The sequence below is a fragment of the Candidatus Poriferisodalis sp. genome (genome assembly GCF_965198245.1).
GTDB lineage: Bacteria > Actinomycetota > Acidimicrobiia > Acidimicrobiales > Poriferisodalaceae > Poriferisodalis.
The window spans coordinates 3,366,152-3,383,954 of the sequence record NZ_OZ240249.1 but is presented as its reverse complement, the minus strand read 5'-3'; the positions used below and the strand labels follow the sequence as shown (position 1 = coordinate 3,383,954).

The following is a 17,803-nucleotide window of genomic DNA, read 5'->3' as shown; positions in this document are numbered from 1 at the left end:
CCGCGTCGAGGCAAGCGAGGCGATAGAACTTCTGTTCTCAGAACTCTTGTTCTAGAAACTTTTGTTCGTTAGTGTGGCGCCGTGGGTTTCACGAATCCGGGAATTTCCTGGCGGGAACTGGAGCGGCGGCTGTCCGACCGGCCACCACCCCGCGGCCGGCCCAGTAACGGTCGGCGCATTGAGCACAGTTATGGCAAGAGCGTCGCTGTCGACGACGAGCGGTTCGAACTTGCCGCTCGGCCGCAAGCCCCGCCTTCGGTGGTGCCGTATGCGGAACTGCACGCTCACTCGAACTTCAGCTTCCTGGACGGGTCGTCGAGCCCGGCTGAGCTGGTGGACGAAGCAGTGCGGCTGGGGCTCGACGCGCTGGCGCTGACCGATCACAACGGGTTCTACGGCGTGGTGCGCTTCGCGGAGGCTGCCGCCGAGGCCGGACTGCCGACGGTGTTCGGTGCTGAGCTGACGCTCGACGCGCATGGCGCCGGCGAGCTGATGCCCGGCACTCAGCGCCGAGTACAGCCGCAGCGCACCGGGTGCGCCGACCCTGCGGGATCCCACGTGGTGGTGCTGGCGCGTTCGCCGGCCGGCTACGCCTCGCTGGGCGAGCTGATCTCGGCAGCGCAGATGGCGGGCCGCAAGCACGCCCCGCGCCTCGACACGAACGAGTTCCTGGCAGCCGCGGTAACACACCGCGACGAGTGGGCGATCCTCACCGGGCACCGCAAGGGCGCCGTCCCCGCAGCACTCATCGCTGAAGGGCCGCGCGCAGCAGCAGCCCAGCTTGACCGGCTCACGCAAGCAGCCGGCCGCCACAACGTCTTCGTCGAGCTGTGGGATCACGGCGACCCGCTCGACAGCGAGCGCAACGACGCATTGGCTTCGGTGGCTATCAGGGCCGGGGTCGAGCCGATCTGCACCAACGGTGTCCACTACGCCACTCCCACAGGGCGGCGGCTGGCCACTGCCGTGGCCGCCGTGCGTGCCCGGCGCAGCCTCGACGAGCTGGATGGCTGGCTGCCGCCGTCGGCCACGGCACACCTGCGATCCGGCGCCGAGCAGGCCCGCCGGTTCGCCCGCTGGCCGGGCGTGGTGGCAGCGGCCTCGCAGCTCGGCCGCGACTGCGCGTTCAGCCTGTCGCTGATAGCGCCGAACCTGCCGCCGTACCCCTGTCCCGACAGCCACGACGAGATGTCGTACCTGCGGCATCTCGTGACCAAGCGGGCGCTGTGGCGATACGGCAAGCCCGATGCCGAACGGGTGCCGGGCGCATGGGCGCAGATCCGCCACGAGCTCGACCTCATCGAACAGCTCGGCTTCGCCGGTTACTTCCTAGTGGTGTCCAACATTGTGTCGTTCTGCCGCAGCAGCGACATCTATTGCCAGGGCCGCGGTTCGGCATCGAACTCGGCGGTCTGCTACGTGCTCGGCATCACGAACGTCGACTCGGTTGCGCTGGGGCTGCTGTTCGAACGCTTCCTGTCGCCCGAGCGCGACGGGCCGCCTGACATCGACATTGACATCGAGAGCGGCCGCCGTGAAGAGGTCATCCAGTACGTGTATGAGCGATACGGCCGCGCTCACACAGCGCAGGTGGCGAACGTCATCACCTACCGGGCGCGCTCGTCGGTGCGTGACATGGCCCGAGCGCTGGGGTGGGAATCCGGCCAGGCCGATGCCTGGTCGAAATCGCTGGACCGGTACAGCCCGTTGCCTTCGGTGAGCGGGCCCGACTCCCCTCAGCGCTCGGGCAATCGTCCGCGTGAGCGCGACTGGCGTGACGCGGGGCCCGAGCCAACAGTCGAACAGCCCAGTCGCAACGAGCCCAGTCGCAACGAGCCCAGTCGCAACGAGCCCAGCATTCCCGCCGACGTAGCAGAGCTGGCTGCCGCGCTCGAAGGAGCGCCGCGCCACTTGGGCATCCACTCAGGCGGCATGGTCATCTGCGATCGGCCGGTGACGCAGGTCTGCCCCACCGAGTGGGCAACCATGGTCAACCGCTCGGTGCTGCAGTGGGACAAGGACGACTGCGCGGTGGTCGGGCTGGTGAAGTTCGACCTGTTGGGACTGGGGATGCTGTCGGCCCTGCACTACGCGGTCGACCTGATAGCGGACGCGCATCGCATGCATATCGACCTCGGCATGCTGCCCCAAGAAGACGAGGTGTACGACATGCTCTGCCGGGCCGACAGCATCGGCGTGTTCCAGGTGGAGTCACGTGCCCAGATGGCCACCTTGCCGCGGCTGCGCCCTCGCTGCTTCTACGACTTGGTGGTGGAGGTTGCGCTCATCCGCCCCGGCCCCATCCAGGGCGGCTCGGTGCACCCCTACATCCGGCGGCGCAACGGCACTGAGCCGGTCACCTACCTGCATCCGCTGATGGAGAACTCCCTGGTCAAGACGCTTGGCATCCCGCTGTTTCAAGAGCAGCTCATGCAGATGGCCATCGACGTGGCCGGGTTCACTCCCGCCGAGGCCGACGAGCTGCGTCAGGCCATGGGCTCCAAGCGGTCTCGCGAACGGATGGGTCGCCTGCGTGAGCGACTCTTCTGTGGGATGGCCGAGCGGGGACTGGTCGGCGAGGTGGCCGAGCAGGTGTGGGACAAGATGATCGCCTTCGCCGACTACGGCTTCCCCGAGAGCCACTCGGTGTCGTTCGCCTACTTGGTGTACGCCTCGGCGTGGATCAAGCTGCACTATCCCGCAGCATTCTGCGCTGCGCTCCTGAACGCGCAGCCGATGGGGTTCTACTCGCCGCACTCGCTCTGCCAGGACGCTCGCCGTCATGGCGTGGTGGTGCACACGCCTTGCATCAACCTGTCTTCCGAGATGGCCACGCTGGAGCTGTGCGGTGTCTCTGCTGGGGGAGTGGCAGTCCGGCTGGGCCTGTCGTCGGTGCGGGGGGTGGGTGACGAGCTTGCCGAGCGGATTGCTGCCGGCGGTCCTTACCGCGATATGGAGGATCTGTGCCAGAAGACCGATGTGGAACTGCGGGCGCTGGAGGCGCTGGCCACCGCTGGAGCGTTCGACTGCTTCGGGCTGTCGCGACGCGAAGCACTGTGGACGGCAGGGGCCGTACATCAAGCACGTGCGGATCGGCTGCCTGGGGTTGTGACCGGGGCATCGCCGCCGCCGCTTGTGTCGATGTCGGGGATCGAGACCGCTGCTGCGGATCTGTGGGCGACCGGTGTTTCTCCCAATGGTCACCCCACGCGATTCCTGCGTGACGGGCTGTCAGCGGCAGGGATCCGCACGGCAGCGGAACTGCTCTCTTGTCCAGCGGGCAAGATCCGCGTCGCCGGCTTGGTCACGCATCGTCAGCGCCCCATGACGGCTGGAGGCACAACGTTTCTGAATCTTGAGGACGAGACAGGCCTGGTGAATGTAGTGGTATCGAAAGGATGCTGGATGCGGTACCGCTCGGTAGTGAGGGACCTGCCCGCGCTGGTGGTATCAGGCCGTCTCGAGCGTCATGAGGGTGTGGCGAACGTGATCGCCGAGAAGTTCGAAGCGCTCGATGTGGCTGCTTCGGTAGCCAGCCGCGACTTCCGCTAGTTCGCAGACCGAGCAATCACAGTACGCGGAAATTGGACGCTTGCTCTGTCTCACCCCTTCCTACAGTGGCGAGCAGATGTGGGAAATCCTCGACACTCAGAAGTACCGAGACTGGCGTGAGTCGTTGCCTGTTCGAGATCAGGCACGTCTTGCGTTCCTCGAGAAACTCCTCGCCGCCCAAGGGCCACTCCTTGGCAGACCGTACGTCGATGCAGTGACGGGATCAAAGCACGCCAACATGAAGGAGTTACGTGCCTCCTGATGCTGCAGCTCAAGTTGCCTCTTGGCGTTAGCGTGAAGGTGATGGCGATACTCCGCAGGCGCCGGCCGCTTGACCTCCGTCCTGCTGCCGAATGGCATGAGAAGTTCGTCCGAGAGCATCCCAATGCCGAAGAACTGCTTGCGGAAGCAGCCGAGTACTTCGAACAGCGCGAGGCCGAGTACCAGCGCGACTTGGAGCAGCGAGCCAGAGCCGATTCGGCGCTCCTAGAGGCACCCGCTCGCAAAGCGATTTCGACGGCAGCGAAGCAGACCGTGGGCACGGGCATCTGCGGAGCCCCGACGAAGAACGGGGTGCCGTGCACGAACTCGGTTGCTCCCGGTGCCACGAAATGCTCGGCTGGTCATAGACCGCGTCGATAGATCACGCCCGCGGCAACGGGCGCTCAGCAACGGGTCAGCCGAGCGGTCGGCCGAACGGCAGCTCGTCCTGCCAGGTCGTCAGGAACGCCTCAGCCCGGTAGCAGGCGGCCATGAACGGGCCGTCGTCATGGCTGGCGGTCTCCGACATGACCGCATTGACGGTGTCAGCCGTAGCGGCACGCAGGTCGTCATGTGTGAGCGCGGGGTCAGCCCACCACCCCAGCGCCGGCCCGACGGCGGCAACGAAGTCAGCAGCGACCGGGGTGCCAGCGGCGCGCAGCACTGCCAGCGCCTTCGACGACACCGCTGCGGCCGAGAACGCGATCACCGGTGTGGCGCCCGCCGTCGATGCGCCGTCGCCAGACATGGCCGCAGGCTTCGAGCCGCAGAACAGCACGTCGACGTCGTCCTTCCAGACTGTCCACGGCTTTGCCGGCTCGCCATTGCCCGACAGCGTGGCCACGCACATCTCGCCGTCGGCCAGCCAGGCCTCGGCGAGCGCGACCGGGTCGAGCTGGCCGTTCGCACACCCCTTCGCCGTGGCGACACGGACGATGATGGCACCGGCGGCCGCGGCTTCGCGTGCGATGCCGAGACCGGCCGGACCGAATCCCTCGATGGCGATGCGCTTGCCGTCGAGGCCGCCTACGAGGCTGGCCGCCGCCGAAGTGGCACCGACTCCGATGAGCTCGCTGTTGAACGAGATGCCGTCGCAGTCGTCGTTGCCGATGAGATTGCGCTGGTCGTGCGCGAGCACCGGTGCCAGCAGCTCGGCATCAAGCCGCAGACCCGGCCCGGTCGAGAGTTTGCCGCTGGTGAAATCGTCGACCAGCTCGGTGGCCAGAGCCTCGACGGCGCTGGCGGCGTCGGACGGGTCGGATTTCAAGCCGACGCTGGCACCGCTGCGCTGTTGCTCGAGGGTGGCGAAGACGTAGGTGATGTGCCGCAGCAGCATCGTCGCGTTGCCGGGGATGAGGCGGCTGCCGAGGCGGGTCTCCCCGACGTAGTGCTGGGCGCCGGGCAAGTCATAGATGACGAAGCCGGGTGTCGATTCGAGCTGGCGGGTCTCCACGGGCCAAGTCTGCCATCGGCCGTCCATCAACCCCCGAGCTCCCGTCTCGCGCCCAAGTCGGGCGCCGTCGATGTGGTGCCTAGCCTTGTCGGCTGTGCGGCGAGCCTTGATCGGTCTGTGTGCGGTGACGTTGGCAGCGGCCTGCGGTGGTGGAGAGACAGCGCCACCCGCTGACACGGGTATTGGAGCCACGGGCGCACCAGCCACGGGCGCACCAGCCACGTCCGCGGCCACTACATCCGTGGAAGACGTGACACCAGGCCCGACGCAAGTGTCCGGCACCGTGCTGCCGAAGTTCGAGCAACTGGAAGACGACCCCGCCGTGGGCCGCACACCGCCAGTCGTGGTCGGCACCGACCTGCTCACGGGCGAAGCAGTGCGTATCGAGAGCCAGGGGCGTCCGATGGTCGTGGCCTTCTACGCCCACTGGTGCCCGCACTGCCAGGCCGAGGTGGCCGATCTCACGGAGTGGCTGGAGACAAACGAGTTGCCCGTCGGCGTGGACTTCTTCGCCGTATCGGTCCTCGAAGACCCCACCCGCGGCAATCACCCGCCAGAGAAATGGCTGCACGACGAAGGCTGGCAACACCCCGTCGTCGCCGACACGCCGGCGATGTCGGTCGTCGACGCATTCGGCCTGGCGTCGGTGCCATACCTCGTGGCCATCGATGCGGAGAACGCTGTGGTGTTGCGGTTCGCCGGCAATGTCGGGCCGACCGAAATCGCCGCCTTCTTTGCGGCGCTGCTCGAACCTTCCGCCTGATTCTCACTCGACCGCTCATCTCGCCCCGACCGCAAGTTCCCGACTGCCCGGATCACATCTCGCGCGTCGGGTCCTGCGGCTGCCACCCTTTGGCGTATGGCCGAAGGCGACTCCGCGCCGCGCCGCGCGCCGAAGCGCACGAGCCGCCAGACGCGGCGCGCCGCTGCGGGGGCCGCCCGCAGGCGGCCTGCTGGCCGTGGGCTGCTGCGCCAGCGCTGGGATAGAGCGGGCGCCGCGCCGCGGGTCGCACAGACTCATCGGCTGCGCAGCGACAGTGCCCGGTTCGGCCGCGGAGGCGTCCGGCTGGGTCGTGAGAGCGCTCGGCTCATCGGTCGTGCTGGGGTGCTCGGACCAGCCAGGGTGCTTCGCCCGGTGGTCAGGCTGCACCCGTTGGGATTCCTGCGCGGTCTGCTCGGCCCCGATGTCACCGGCGCCCGCCAGAGCCTTACCGCGCTGGCCGTCAGCAGCCTGACTGCCACCGCAGCTGGCGTGTTGCTGGCGGCGGCCACCGGCACGCTCGAGCGCCTGCCGGGTCTGCTCGTGCTGGTACCTGCTGCCATCGGCATGCGCGGCGACATTTTCGGCGCGCTCGGCAGCCGGCTCGCCACGACAATTCACGCCGGCACCTTCCGCGCCACGGCTCGCAGCGACACCATCGTCGGCCAGAACGTCATTGCCGCGGCCGTGCTGACGCTGGTGACGGCCGTGACGCTCGGCGTGATGACCAAGGTGCTGGCCCCAGTCTTCGGGCTGTCGAACATCATCGGCATCACCGATCTCATCGTGGTGTCGGTCGTTGGGGCCGAGCTGGCATCCGTCGTCGTGCTTGTTGTCACGCTCGGACTCGCAGCGAGCTCTACGCGGCGCGGATGGGATCTCGACAACGTCAGCGCCCCCCTCATCTCCGCCGTGGGCGACGTCGTCACGCTGCCTGCGCTGTTCTTGGCCAGCTACCTGGTGGGAATCAGCGCCCTCACGCCACTCATTGCGGTAGCCAGCGTCATCGGGGCCGCCGCCACGTTGGTCTGGGCATGGCGGTCAGGACTGGAACAGCTCTGGGCGATCCTGCGCGAATCGATACCCGTTCTGAGCGTCGGAGGGCTGGTGCTCATCGTGGCGGGTGTCGTGATCGAGCACCGCCTTGAGGACTTCGTGGAAAAGCGGGCGGTGCTCATCCTGGTGCCCGCTTGCCTCGCAGCTGCGGGCGCCATCGGCGGCATCCTGTCGAGCCGGCTGTCGAGCAAGCTGCATCTCGGCGTCATCGAGCCCCGAGCGCTGCCGCAGCGAGGAGCCCGCCTCGACATCCTGTTCGCCTTCACCCTCACCGTTCCGGTATTCGTGCTGAACGGCGTGCTCGCCAACGTCTTTGCCTTTGTGTTCTCGATGTCGTCGCCGGGCCTGTTGCGGCTCGTGGCCATCTCGTTGATCGGGGGCATGATCGCCACGGCGCTGGCGGGTGCAATCGCCTACTACGGCACGGTCCTCGCCACGCGCATCGGGGTGGACCCAGACACCTACGGCATCCCGCTCGTGAACAGCACGGTCGACCTGGCCGGTGCCGCAGCGCTCGTGCTAGCCGTCAGTTGGGTCGGCCTGTAGTGACAGGCGAGGTGCGACCGGCTGTCGTGACAGGCGAGGTGCGACCGGCTGTCGTGACAGGCGAGATGCGACAGGCTGTCGTGACAGGCGAGGTGCGACCGGCTGTCGTGATCGCCTTCCCCGCCCCCTTGCCGCTGTGCCTACGCTGTGGGCAGCGGCGCAATCGTGTCCCCAAGTTGAACGGAGCTCGTCGCGCTGCCTGCTGACGATCTGAAATGCGATCAGACCCTGAAGAGAAACCTCGAAATCTGAAGTCCATGCTCTCGGAGGCCAAGGACGCCTCCGAGCTCATGGTCGATCTGGCATACGCCGCGCTCTACTTCGACGACGAGGGCATGGCCGATGCCGTGCTGGGACTCGAAGAAAACATGTCCAACCTCGTGCACGAGATGCGATCGCTGGCGATGTTGGCCGTCCGGCATCCGCGCGAAGTGGACGGCATGAGCTCGGTGCTGCAGGTGGTGTCGTCTATCGAGCAGATAGCGAACGCTGCCGTCGACATCTCCAAGATCGTCCTGCACCACTTGGGCATTCCCCGGGGGCTCATCGTGGATCTGGCGCAGGCCGCTGAAGTCTCGCACCGGCTCGTGGTGGCCGAAGGCAGCCACCTGGCGAACCGGCCGCTGCGCGACATGGAGCTGCCCGTGGCGGTCGGCATGCGCGTGGTTGCCATCCAGCGCGGGCGCCGCTGGCTGACCGATGTTCGCGGCGACAGCATCATCGAACCGGGGGATGTGCTGTTCATGCGCGGCGATCCGGCGGGCATCGTGCGGTTGCGCGAGCTGGCGGCCATGGAGCGCTGGAACCCGCCCGAACCCGACGCGGCGCCGGTGCTCAGCGATCTCGACCGGGCCGTGGACACACTCGTCGAGATGAAGAACCTGTCCGAAGCGGCCATCGGACTGGCATATTCCGCGCTCGTGCTGGATGATCTGTCGCTCGCCCGCGAGGTGCGATCCATGCAAGAGCGACTCGATGGCATGAAGGTCTCCATGCAGACCTGGGTGCTGCGCGCAGCTGCGGACATGGCCCACGCGGCAGAGGCCGACCCTGCGGGACTGCGCGGCCTGCTGCACGTCGCCGAGGCTGCCGAGGACATCGGCGATCAGGCCCGCAACATCGTGTCCCTCGTGCTCGAAGACGAGGACATACACCCGGTGCTGGCGCTCGCGCTTGGCGACACCGACGATGTCGTGGTCCAGGTGCCGGTGGCGCCCGGGTCAGAGGCCGACGACTCGACGCTTGGGTCGCTCGGGCTGCCGGTGGACCCCGGCTATCACATTTTGGCCATCCGCCGCGCCGCCAGCTATATCTACAACCCGCCCCGCACGGTGCGGCTGTGGGTCGGCGACGAGCTGATCGCGTCGGGTCCCGAGGAGGGCCGCGACCGTCTTGCTGCGATCTTCGGCTACTCAATGGACATCGATGAGGAAACCGGCCACGTGGAGCTGACCCCGGTAGGTCTTCCGCCGAGATCTTGACGGGCGGCATCCGACGGAGGGTCGGAACGGAGCTGACCCCGATAAGTTGACCGCCGATGTCGCAGGACACTGGACTGTCAATTCTCGCGGTGCACGCCCACCCTGACGACGAAGCGTCGAAAGGGGCAGGCACCATCCGCCGGTACGCCGATGAGGGCATCCGCACGACGCTCGTCTGCTGCACAGGCGGCGAGGAGGGCGAAATCCTCAACCCGGCCATGGACCGGCCCGAAGTCACAGAGAACCTGGCCGAGATCCGGCGTGCCGAGCTCGATGCCTCCGCAATGGAGATCGGTTACGACGAGGTGGTCATGCTCGGCTACCGCGACTCGGGCATGCCCGATACGGAACCCAACGCCCACCCTGACGCCTTCGCCAACGCCGACCTCGACGAGGCAGTCGCCAGGCTGGTGACGGTGATCCGGCGAGTTCGCCCGCAGGTCATCCTGACCTACCCGCTGGTGCAGTCCCGCTACCCGCACCCCGACCATCTGCAGGTCACGGCCATCTGTATTCCGGCGTTCGCCCACGCCGGCGAGCCCGCCTGGCGCCCCGAGTTTGGCCCGCCCTTCACGCCAATGAAGATGTATGCGCCGGTGTGGTCCCACAAGCGCATGCGCCTCATCCATCAGGCCTTCTTGGACTTGAACCTTGAATCGCCCTTCGACGAGAAGTGGCTGGGGCGGCCCAGCCGCGACGACCGCATCACCGCAGTCGTCGAGGTCAACAACGCCGTGCGGCGCAAGGCGCTGCTGGCCCATGCCACCCAGGTCGATCCCAACTCGCCGTTCTGGTTCGGCCTGCCCGACGACGTGGCCGACTCCATCCATCCTTATGAGGAGTACATGCTGCTCGAGTCGCGCATCTCGACCCCGCCCATGGAGAACGATCTGTTCGCCGGGCTGCGCCGGTGAGCTTCCTCGACGAGGAGTTCTTGACGAGCTGGGCCGCAGCCGGCCACGAGCCGCTCGGCGGCGTGTCGGGCACTGTGGTGATGAAGACCGCTGGCGGTCCCGACGGCAAAGTCAGCGCCAGCTTGACGTTCGAATCCGGCTTCCTGAAGTCTGCAGCTCCTGGCACCACCCGGGGAGCCGATCTGACGCTCGAAGCCCCCTGGCAGCTCGCTGCCGACGTGGTCTGCGGCGACGCCGACCCCGCGCAGCACTACATGGCGGGCGATCTCAAGGTCTCCGGCGACATGGCGCTCTGGCTAGAGCTGCTGCCGGCCTGGTGTGCCGCTGGCTCGCTCGGATCGCCCCGCTGATTCAGATAGGGCTGATTCAGATAGGGCTGATTCAGGCAGGGCCGGATCGCTGCAACTGCCGCAGCTCCCGATAGTCGATCAACCGGATCCCGCTGCGCTCGATATGGGTGCGCAGCTCGGCGTTGTCTCGCAGGTGCAGCAGGTCCTCCACACGCGATCCCCAGTCGGCTGTCAGCGACCGCAGCTCCGGCAGGTCCGCCGCCGGCTGGACCTGCAGTTCGGTCAAACCAGGTTCGAGCGAGTCCAGCAGCGCCTCGATGCGCCGGTACCGGCCCATTGTCCCGGGCGCGATGCGCACGACCCGATCCGGGGTCACTACCCCCTCAGACGCGATGAGTTCCTCCACGGGAAAACCCAGTTGCCGCCGAGCCTCCGAAGAGATCAGCCGCACAGGCAGCCCGAACTCGACCGCCAGCTCCAAGTACACGTCGAAGAATTCGGGGCGCACGCTCAGCACATCGAGGTGGCTGTCGAGGTGCGTGACGTCGAAGCCCCACAGGATTGCCCGTTCGATCTGTGCTCGGCATTCCCGCCGGACCTCGTCCAGATCTGCGTGGTCCCACACATCGCCCACCGTGCTCGGCATCCCGCCGTTGCCGTCGAGCAGCGACGGGGCGTAGGTGATCGGCCCCCACCGGTACAACTCGAACTCAGCGTTCAGCGTGAGCGCGACGCCGATGTCCTCGCCCCGGAACCTCGCCGCTGCCTCGCGTGACCACGGGCATGGCACCAGCAGTGTCCCCGTGGTTGCCAGGCCGTCCCGCAGAGCCGCGTACACGCCTTCGTTCATCGCATGGCAGCCGCCGAGTCCAGCCGCGCTGATGATCAGCAGTCTGTCGTCGGGGCCGTATCCGAGCCGCTGGGACAGCGGTGCCACGCCGACACGCTAACTGGCGCCCTCGAGTTGCTGGTTCGGACCGCCGCAGTCGACCCAGATTCCTCGACCGGCGGCCCGAGCCGCGGCCTCGGCGGTGTCGAGCACAGCCCGGTGCTGTGTGTTGGGCTCGAAGTGCATGGTGCCGGCGTATCCGTCGAGCACGAGGTAACGATTCACGAACAGCCCGTCAGCGGCCCGGTAGACGTAGGCCAGCAGCCGGTCGTACCGGTCGTAGAGCTCCTGGTCGCGCTGCAGGTGCACTTCGGTGCCGGGAGGAAGCAGCTCGGCCGTTCGCAGGGTGGCGGCATCGCCGCCGCACTCGGCCGGCAGGTAGCCGCCGGTCTTCTCGGGCGTGTCGATGCCGATGAACCGCACCGTTGCGCGGCGCCCGCCAAGATCGACGTCCATGGTGTCGCCGTCGATCACTGCCAACACCACCGCATTCGGCTCCAGCGCAGGACCTCCCGCATCCGCCGCAGCGTCGGAGGCAGCCGACCCTGCCGCAGTGGATGCCGCAGCATCCGGCGCAGCGTCCCCGACAGCCGACTGTGCCGCAGTGGGGGACGCAGCATCCGGCGCAGGCTCAGCTTGGTCGAAGTACTGCCAGCCGGCCCACGCAGCGGCGCCGGCGGCCGCTAGCGCCGCGACACGAACTGAGGTTCGGTCGCGAAGCCTGTGACGGGGGCCTCCAAGGCGGCGCCCACGGCCGACCCGCTGGCCGGCCCGGTGATCGGCCTCGTCGGGCGGAAGGCTTGCTGGCGCGTCGCTCAGAGTCGCTCGATGATGGTGCCGGTGCCCAGCCCGCCGCCACAGCACATCGTCACGAGTGCCGTGCTGCGGTCGGCCCGGTGCAGCTCGTGCACCGCCTTGGTCAGCAGGATCGCACCAGTTCCACCGAGCGGATGACCCAGCGCGATCGCGCCGCCGTTGGGATTGACGCCGTCCATGTCGGGATTCAGTTCGCGCTGCCAGGCCAGGACGACCGATGCGAATGCCTCGTTGATTTCGATGATGTCGATGTCGGACATCTGCATGCCGTTGCGTTCGAGCAGGTAGTTCGTGGCCTCGATCGGCCCGGTCAGCATCAGCACCGGGTCGCTGCCGACCAGGCAGGTATCGACGATCCGGGCCAGCGGACGCAGACCCAGCTCAGCGGCCCGACCGGCACGCATCAGCAGCACCGCCCCGGAGCCGTCGCTGATCTGGGAGGAGCTGCCTGCGGTATGCACGCCGCCGTCCATCACCGGCTTGATTCCGGCGAGCCCCTCGGCCGTCGTGGGCCGGATGCCGCCGTCGCGAACGACGTGGCGGATCTCGTCGGTGGGCTTGCCCTCGTCGTCGAGCACGGGAGCATCGATCTCGACGAGCTGGGTCCCGAAACGATCTTCCTCCCAGGCACGGGCGGCATTGTTCTGGCTGCGCAGACCGAAGGCGTCGCACTCTTCGCGGCTGATGGCCCACTTCTTGGCCATCAGCTCGGCGCCTTGGAACTGTGTCGTGTACTCGTAGTGCTCCTTGTAGCGGGAGGTCGCGGTGCGCTGGCCCTTCTTGTAGCTGGAGCCCATCGGGTTGCGGGTCATCGACTCGACCCCGCAACCGATAGCCGAATCGACCATGCCGCTGCGCACCAGGCCGTAGGCCAGCGTGGTGGCCTGCTGGCTCGAACCGCACTGCGCATCGACGGTGGTCGCGGCCACTGAGAGCGGGTAGCCAGCGCCGAGCCACGCGGTGCGCGCAATGTTGGCCGTCTGCTCGCCGGCTTGGCTGACGCAGCCGCCCACGATCTGGCCGATGCTGGCAGGGTCGACCTGCGAACGCTCCATCAACGAGGTGAGCACGTCGCTGAGCAAGTCGGACGGGTGGATGCCGCTCAGGTCGCCGCCACGTCGGCCGACGGGAGAACGAACGGCGTCGACAATGACGATGTCGTCGGGGTGCTGTGTCGCAGGTGCGGTGCTCATGGTCGGCACTGTAGTTGCGCCTACGCCAGCCCCGCCCAGCGAAATGCCCATCGGTTGCCGGCCGGAACCCGCATCAGGCGGCGTCAAGATCGATTTCCGGCGGGCGCGGCGTGGCGGCCAGTGCGGCGCGTGCCCGAGCTACGCCCTGCAGGCCGACTTGGCGCGTTGCCCTGTTGAGCCGGTGCGGCACCCGACTGGTTGACACCAACCGGAGCTGAGGCCCGAGATCAAGCTGTTCTGCCATGTGCCCAGTGTGGACAGGGGGTGTAACACGAAAGCCAGGCGAGCCGTCGAACACCGCGCCGCAGCGCCGGCGAGCCGTCTCGCAGACTCGCCTCAGCCCACCTCACTAGCCTGCGCGCTGTGACGGACGATCAACATGACTGGCACTACGGCATCACGGTTCCTTTCGGCGAGCCGCTGCACGCTCAAGCCGACCTCTACCGCGAGTTTGCCGACCTCGGCTACACCGAGTTCTGGAGCTCTGAAGCCGACGGCACCGACGGCTTCACACCACTGGTGCTGGCCTCGCAATGGGTGCCCGACGTGCGTCTCGGCATCGCCATCATCCCCGCCTTCACCCGTGGCGCGGCACTGCTGGCCCAGCAGACAGCAGCCATGTGCGAGGCCGCACCCGGCCGCTTCACCATGGGCATCGGCGCCTCCTCCAACGTCATTGTGGAGCGCTGGAACGGCATCCCTTTCGACGAACCCTTCAAGCGCACGCGGGACACCGCACGGTTCCTACGACAAGCCCTCACGGGCGAGAGGATCAGCGAGTCCTACGACACCTTCGAGATCCAGGGCTTCCGCCTCGGCCGCCCACCCGAGATCCAGCCCCCGATCCTGCTGGCGGCCCTGCGGCCCGGCATGCTCCGGCTTGCAGGTGCCGAGGGCGACGGCGCCATCATCAACTGGCTCTCGGCCGACGACGTCGCAACCGTCCGGCCGTACGTCGACGAGGGCGGCGACGGCAAGGAAATCGTTGCACGCATCTTCGTGTGCCCCAATCCTGATGCCGACGTCGTGCGCGCAGGCTTCAAGCGGGCGATTGCCGCGTACTTGAACGTTCCCGTCTATGCCGAGTTCCACCGCTGGCTCGGCCGCGGAGAGCTTCTCGCCGCCATGTGGGAACGCTGGTCCGAAGGCGACCGCAAGGGCGCACTCGACGTCATCGACGACGACCTCGTCGACGAACTGCTGGTGCACGGCCCCCCAGAAGCGTGCCGGGAGCACATCGACAGCTATCACGCCAACGGCGTTGATGTCTCGGCCATATCGATCATGCCCTTTGGCGGCATCGACCCCGTGCAGGCCGCCCGCGATCTCTCGCCAGCAGCCCGGCGCTAGGCCGGTCGGCCCGCCGCGAAGCCGCGTAGTCTCCCGAGCACCCGCGGAAACACCAGAGGAGCAACCATGGACCTGTCAACGATTACCTACGAGGTGCGCGACGGCGTGGCACACGTGCGTTTCAACCGTCCCGAGGGTGCCAACGCGGTCAATCCACAGTTCTCACGTGAGCTGCGGTCCGTGATGCTCGAGATCGAGTGGGACGACGCCACCAAGGCCGTGTCAGTCACCGCTGAAGGCCGGGTGTTCTGCGCCGGTGGCGATCTCAAGGAATTCCACGCAGCGGGCGAGGGCCTGCCCAAGCTTGCCTCCGACATGCTTGTCGACTTCCACGGCGCCATCTACAAGATGAACCGCGTGCCCAAGCCATTCGTTGCCGGCGTGGGCGGCGCGGCAGGCGGCGCCGGCATGTCCATCGTGAGTGCTTTCGACTTGGTGGTGGCCGGCGAGTCGTCCCGTTTCACGATGGCCTACACACGGGCGGGGGTCACTCCCGACGGCACGTCCACCTATTTCCTCGCCCGGCACATTGGCGTCCGTCGCATGCTCGACTTGACGCTCACGAATCGCACGCTCAGCGCGGCCGAAGCCGAGCAGTGGGGCATCGTGAACCGGGTGGTGCCCGACGACGAGGTCGATTCGGCCACCGCCGATCTGGCCCAGTCGCTCGCAGACGGCCCGGCATGGGCGCTCGGGCACGCCAAGCGCATCGTGTACGAAGGCTTCGACACGCCGCTGGAACAGGCCGGCGAGGTGGAGGGCACCACGATCACCGCCGCAATGCGCACCCACGACGGGCGCGAAGGCATCGCAGCGTTCGTGGAGCGGCGCGCGCCCAACTTCACCGGCAACTGATTCACGCGGCGGCGAGCAGGGCTGCCTGCCAAACCCGGCGCAGCCTTGCACTATCTCGCATGAGTGCGGGGGCGACTGTCCTAGCGCAGAACGCTTGCGCGCACTAGACAAGGTGCGAGCGGCAGCGGCCGCGCGGTCGCACGTGCACGAGGAGCGCACACCATGTCCCGGAGGGAGATCGCCCCGGAGCCCTTCCCTTGGCTGGACACCAGTCGCTATTCGTTCTCACAGGGCATCGAGGCCGCAGGCGCCGCGTGGCTGGCGGGCCAGACCGCGGGTGCGTACGACGCCGAGACGGGCCGGGTCACAGTGCGCGGCGATGGGGCCGAACAGGCCAGTGTGTGCTGGGCCAAGGTAGAAGCCGTGCTCGACGCGGCCGGTCGAGATATCAGCGCGTGCACCGAGGTCACCGAGTACATCACGGTGGCCGGCGCCCCTGAGCGTGATGCGATCGCGGGGGAGCGACCCCACAGCTTGGGTTCGGCGGTCGGCGGGGTGCAACCCTCGACATTCATCGTGGAGGCGTTGGTGCGGCCCGAGGCACTGGTCGAAGTAGAGGTGGTGGCCGGTCAGGTTGACGGCCTTGTCCACATTCCGCAGGTCATGCCGGTGGACGACGACGGCAACGTGGTGCTGCCCGGCGACTTCGTCGGCCAGTGCGAATGGGCGCTCGAAGAGGCCGGACGACGGCTCGAGCATCACGGCATGGATCTGTCCCATGTGGTGCGGGTCGTGCAGCAGACCACACCGGCCACGCGCCGCCAGTACAACGAGACGGCCGAGGCACGGCGTCGGCTGCTCAGTCCGCAATTCCCGTCCTCGACCGGATTGCTGATGCCCGAACTGCCCCATCCCGATGCGCTTGTCGCGCTTGACGTGTGGGCATCTGAGCATCCCAAGACGGTCGTGCCGTACCAGTCCGACGTGTACTCGTCGCTGACTTTCAGCCCCGCCGTAGAGGCCGGCGGGCTGCTGTTCATTTCCGGTACGACCGCCTTCGACATGTCGACGGGCGAGACCGTGGCCGAGGGCGACATCGGCGGCCAGGCCGAGTTCGTGTACAGCGAGATCGCGAGCATCTGCGAGCTGGCGGGCACCTCGATCGACAACCTCGTCAAGACCGTCGAGTACGTGACACCCGGCGGCGTTGACAACTACCGGGCTGTCGGAGAGGTACGCCAGAACGTGCTCGGGCGGCCGTTCCCCGCTTCGACCGGTGCTGTGGTCTCGGGGCTGCTGAGTCGCAGGTGGCTGATCGAGGTAGAAGCCATCGCGTTGATGCCCTGAGCCGGGGAATGACCGGGGCATGACACAGCTGCTGACCGAAGAGGTGCGAGCGACGCTCGGCACCTCCGTGACCTATGTCGCACCGGAGCAGCTCAGCCGGGCCTCGATCCGGTACTTCGTGCTGGCCATCGGAGCCGATCCCGAGCGGTGGCGCGACGAGGCGCCGCCGACGCTCATCTGCGAAACGGCACAGCTGACGGGCCGCTCGGCACCAGACGGGAATTCGTATCTCGGCCACACCTGGGAGCTGCCGCTGCCGCGGCCGTGCGCGATGTTCCGGGGCGGCAACGACTACCAGTTCCTCCGGCCTGCCCGCTTCGACGATGTGATCAGCACCTCGTGGACCCTTGTTGATGCGACTGAGCGGCGCGATCGGGCAGGCGATCCGCTGTTGTTCGTGACCGCCGAGGCCGCCTACACGGCTAGTGACGATCTCCTGGCGACGAACGCCGAGACGATGATCTTCCGTCCGCTCGGATCCGCTCAGCCCGAGGGGGCAGCCTCCGATGCCGAGGCCACGGCATCTGGGAGCGAACCCGAGGCCAGCGCTCCCCACACCGAGCAGCTGACATCAGCGGGCGATCCCGAGGCCAGCGCTCCCCACACCGAGCAGCTGACATCAGCGGGCGAACCCGAGGCAAGCGCCTCCCACGCCCGACGGCTGGCACCGGGGGAGTGGCCACACGTCGGCACCGAAATCCCGCCGCTGAACCGCCGCATCGCGCTGCCCGACATGGTCGCCTACGGCGCAGCAACCTGGGACTGGCACCGGCTGCACTACGACGCCGAGCATGCCCGCCGATTGGGCGCACCGGCCCCGCTGGTGGACGGCCAGATGCTCGGGGCACTGCTGGCCGAGTGCGTGCTGCGCTTCGCCGGACCGGGCGCCCGCCTCACCCGCCTGGCCTACCGAAACCGAGCCCCCGTCCTGGCCGGCGACACGGTGTCGTGCGCCGGCACCATTGCGACCGTCGACGACGCCGGCTTCAGCGTTGATCTGTCGGTGACGGTCGGAGACCGACTCGTCGTCGCACCCGCATTCGCCCAACTCGCCTGGTCGCCTGGCTAAGAGCCCTAGCGGATAGGCGGCGATGCCCGGC

16 protein-coding genes are annotated in these 17,803 nt (G+C 67.6%); 11 read left to right on the top strand and 5 right to left on the bottom strand.

The annotated features are described in order from the left end of the window. The first annotated feature begins 81 nt into the window (after nucleotides 1-81). Nucleotides 82-3,552 carry an error-prone DNA polymerase gene (locus tag ACOCMM_RS15135; RefSeq protein WP_419553961.1) on the top strand — a complete coding sequence of 1,157 codons (3,471 nt, stop codon included), beginning with the start codon at nucleotides 82-84 and terminating at the stop codon, nucleotides 3,550-3,552. Between the two features lie 303 nt (nucleotides 3,553-3,855). Then, complete coding sequence (locus tag ACOCMM_RS15130) at nucleotides 3,856-4,194, top strand: hypothetical protein (protein WP_419553960.1); 339 nt, start codon at nucleotides 3,856-3,858, stop codon at nucleotides 4,192-4,194. Between the two features lie 34 nt (nucleotides 4,195-4,228). Here the strand turns inward: ACOCMM_RS15130 and ACOCMM_RS15125 are convergent, their stop codons facing one another. Continuing rightward, the gene (locus ACOCMM_RS15125) at nucleotides 4,229-5,266 is read right to left on the bottom strand and encodes a hypothetical protein (RefSeq protein WP_419553959.1); all 1,038 of its coding nucleotides are present in this window, start codon (nucleotides 5,264-5,266) and stop codon (nucleotides 4,229-4,231) included. A gap of 250 nt (nucleotides 5,267-5,516) precedes the next feature. Here ACOCMM_RS15125 and ACOCMM_RS15120 point away from each other — a divergent pair, with 250 nt between their 5' ends. From ACOCMM_RS15120 to ACOCMM_RS15100, 5 genes are all read left to right on the top strand, one after another. Further along, a complete protein-coding gene (locus tag ACOCMM_RS15120; protein ID WP_419553958.1) occupies nucleotides 5,517-6,029 on the top strand; it encodes a TlpA family protein disulfide reductase in 513 nt (170 codons plus the stop codon). A 96-nt stretch (nucleotides 6,030-6,125) separates the two neighbouring features. Further along, nucleotides 6,126-7,628: a magnesium transporter gene (locus tag ACOCMM_RS15115; RefSeq protein ID WP_419553957.1), complete on the top strand. Its 1,503-nt coding sequence runs from the start codon at nucleotides 6,126-6,128 to the stop codon at nucleotides 7,626-7,628. A 257-nt stretch (nucleotides 7,629-7,885) separates the two neighbouring features. Continuing rightward, complete coding sequence (locus ACOCMM_RS15110; RefSeq protein WP_419553956.1) at nucleotides 7,886-9,109, top strand: potassium channel family protein; 1,224 nt, start codon at nucleotides 7,886-7,888, stop codon at nucleotides 9,107-9,109. 56 nt (nucleotides 9,110-9,165) lie between these two features. Further along, nucleotides 9,166-10,023, top strand: a complete 858-nt coding sequence (locus ACOCMM_RS15105; protein ID WP_419553955.1) for a PIG-L family deacetylase — start codon at nucleotides 9,166-9,168, stop codon at nucleotides 10,021-10,023. After that, nucleotides 10,020-10,373 (top strand): SCP2 sterol-binding domain-containing protein, encoded by a 354-nt coding sequence (locus ACOCMM_RS15100; protein ID WP_419553954.1) that lies wholly within the window; start codon nucleotides 10,020-10,022, stop codon nucleotides 10,371-10,373. The genes ACOCMM_RS15105 and ACOCMM_RS15100 overlap by 4 nt, the downstream gene beginning before the upstream one ends. Before the next feature lie 31 nt (nucleotides 10,374-10,404). On the opposite strand, the gene ACOCMM_RS15095 is transcribed toward ACOCMM_RS15100, so the two are convergent. From ACOCMM_RS15095 to ACOCMM_RS15080, 4 genes are all read right to left on the bottom strand, one after another. Then, nucleotides 10,405-11,250 carry a ChbG/HpnK family deacetylase gene (locus ACOCMM_RS15095; protein WP_419553953.1) on the bottom strand — a complete coding sequence of 282 codons (846 nt, stop codon included), beginning with the start codon at nucleotides 11,248-11,250 and terminating at the stop codon, nucleotides 10,405-10,407. A gap of 9 nt (nucleotides 11,251-11,259) precedes the next feature. Next, nucleotides 11,260-11,688, bottom strand: a complete 429-nt coding sequence (locus ACOCMM_RS15090) for a thermonuclease family protein (protein ID WP_419553952.1) — start codon at nucleotides 11,686-11,688, stop codon at nucleotides 11,260-11,262. Nucleotides 11,689-12,017: 329 nt separating this feature from the next. Further along, nucleotides 12,018-13,211, bottom strand: a complete 1,194-nt coding sequence (locus tag ACOCMM_RS15085) for a steroid 3-ketoacyl-CoA thiolase (protein ID WP_419553951.1) — start codon at nucleotides 13,209-13,211, stop codon at nucleotides 12,018-12,020. 73 nt (nucleotides 13,212-13,284) lie between these two features. Then, nucleotides 13,285-13,455 (bottom strand): hypothetical protein, encoded by a 171-nt coding sequence (locus ACOCMM_RS15080; protein ID WP_419553950.1) that lies wholly within the window; start codon nucleotides 13,453-13,455, stop codon nucleotides 13,285-13,287. Between the two features lie 119 nt (nucleotides 13,456-13,574). On the opposite strand from ACOCMM_RS15080, the gene ACOCMM_RS15075 reads away from it, so the two are divergent. The 4 genes from ACOCMM_RS15075 (at nucleotide 13,575) to ACOCMM_RS15060 (ending at nucleotide 17,772) form a co-directional block, all read left to right on the top strand. Continuing rightward, nucleotides 13,575-14,561, top strand: a complete 987-nt coding sequence (locus tag ACOCMM_RS15075; protein ID WP_419553949.1) for an LLM class F420-dependent oxidoreductase — start codon at nucleotides 13,575-13,577, stop codon at nucleotides 14,559-14,561. 66 nt (nucleotides 14,562-14,627) lie between these two features. Next, complete coding sequence (locus tag ACOCMM_RS15070) at nucleotides 14,628-15,416, top strand: enoyl-CoA hydratase/isomerase family protein (protein WP_419553948.1); 789 nt, start codon at nucleotides 14,628-14,630, stop codon at nucleotides 15,414-15,416. A 162-nt stretch (nucleotides 15,417-15,578) separates the two neighbouring features. Then, nucleotides 15,579-16,703: a RidA family protein gene (locus ACOCMM_RS15065; RefSeq protein WP_419553947.1), complete on the top strand. Its 1,125-nt coding sequence runs from the start codon at nucleotides 15,579-15,581 to the stop codon at nucleotides 16,701-16,703. Between the two features lie 19 nt (nucleotides 16,704-16,722). Continuing rightward, nucleotides 16,723-17,772 carry a hypothetical protein gene (locus tag ACOCMM_RS15060; RefSeq protein ID WP_419553946.1) on the top strand — a complete coding sequence of 350 codons (1,050 nt, stop codon included), beginning with the start codon at nucleotides 16,723-16,725 and terminating at the stop codon, nucleotides 17,770-17,772. The last annotated feature ends 31 nt before the right edge of the window (nucleotides 17,773-17,803 follow it).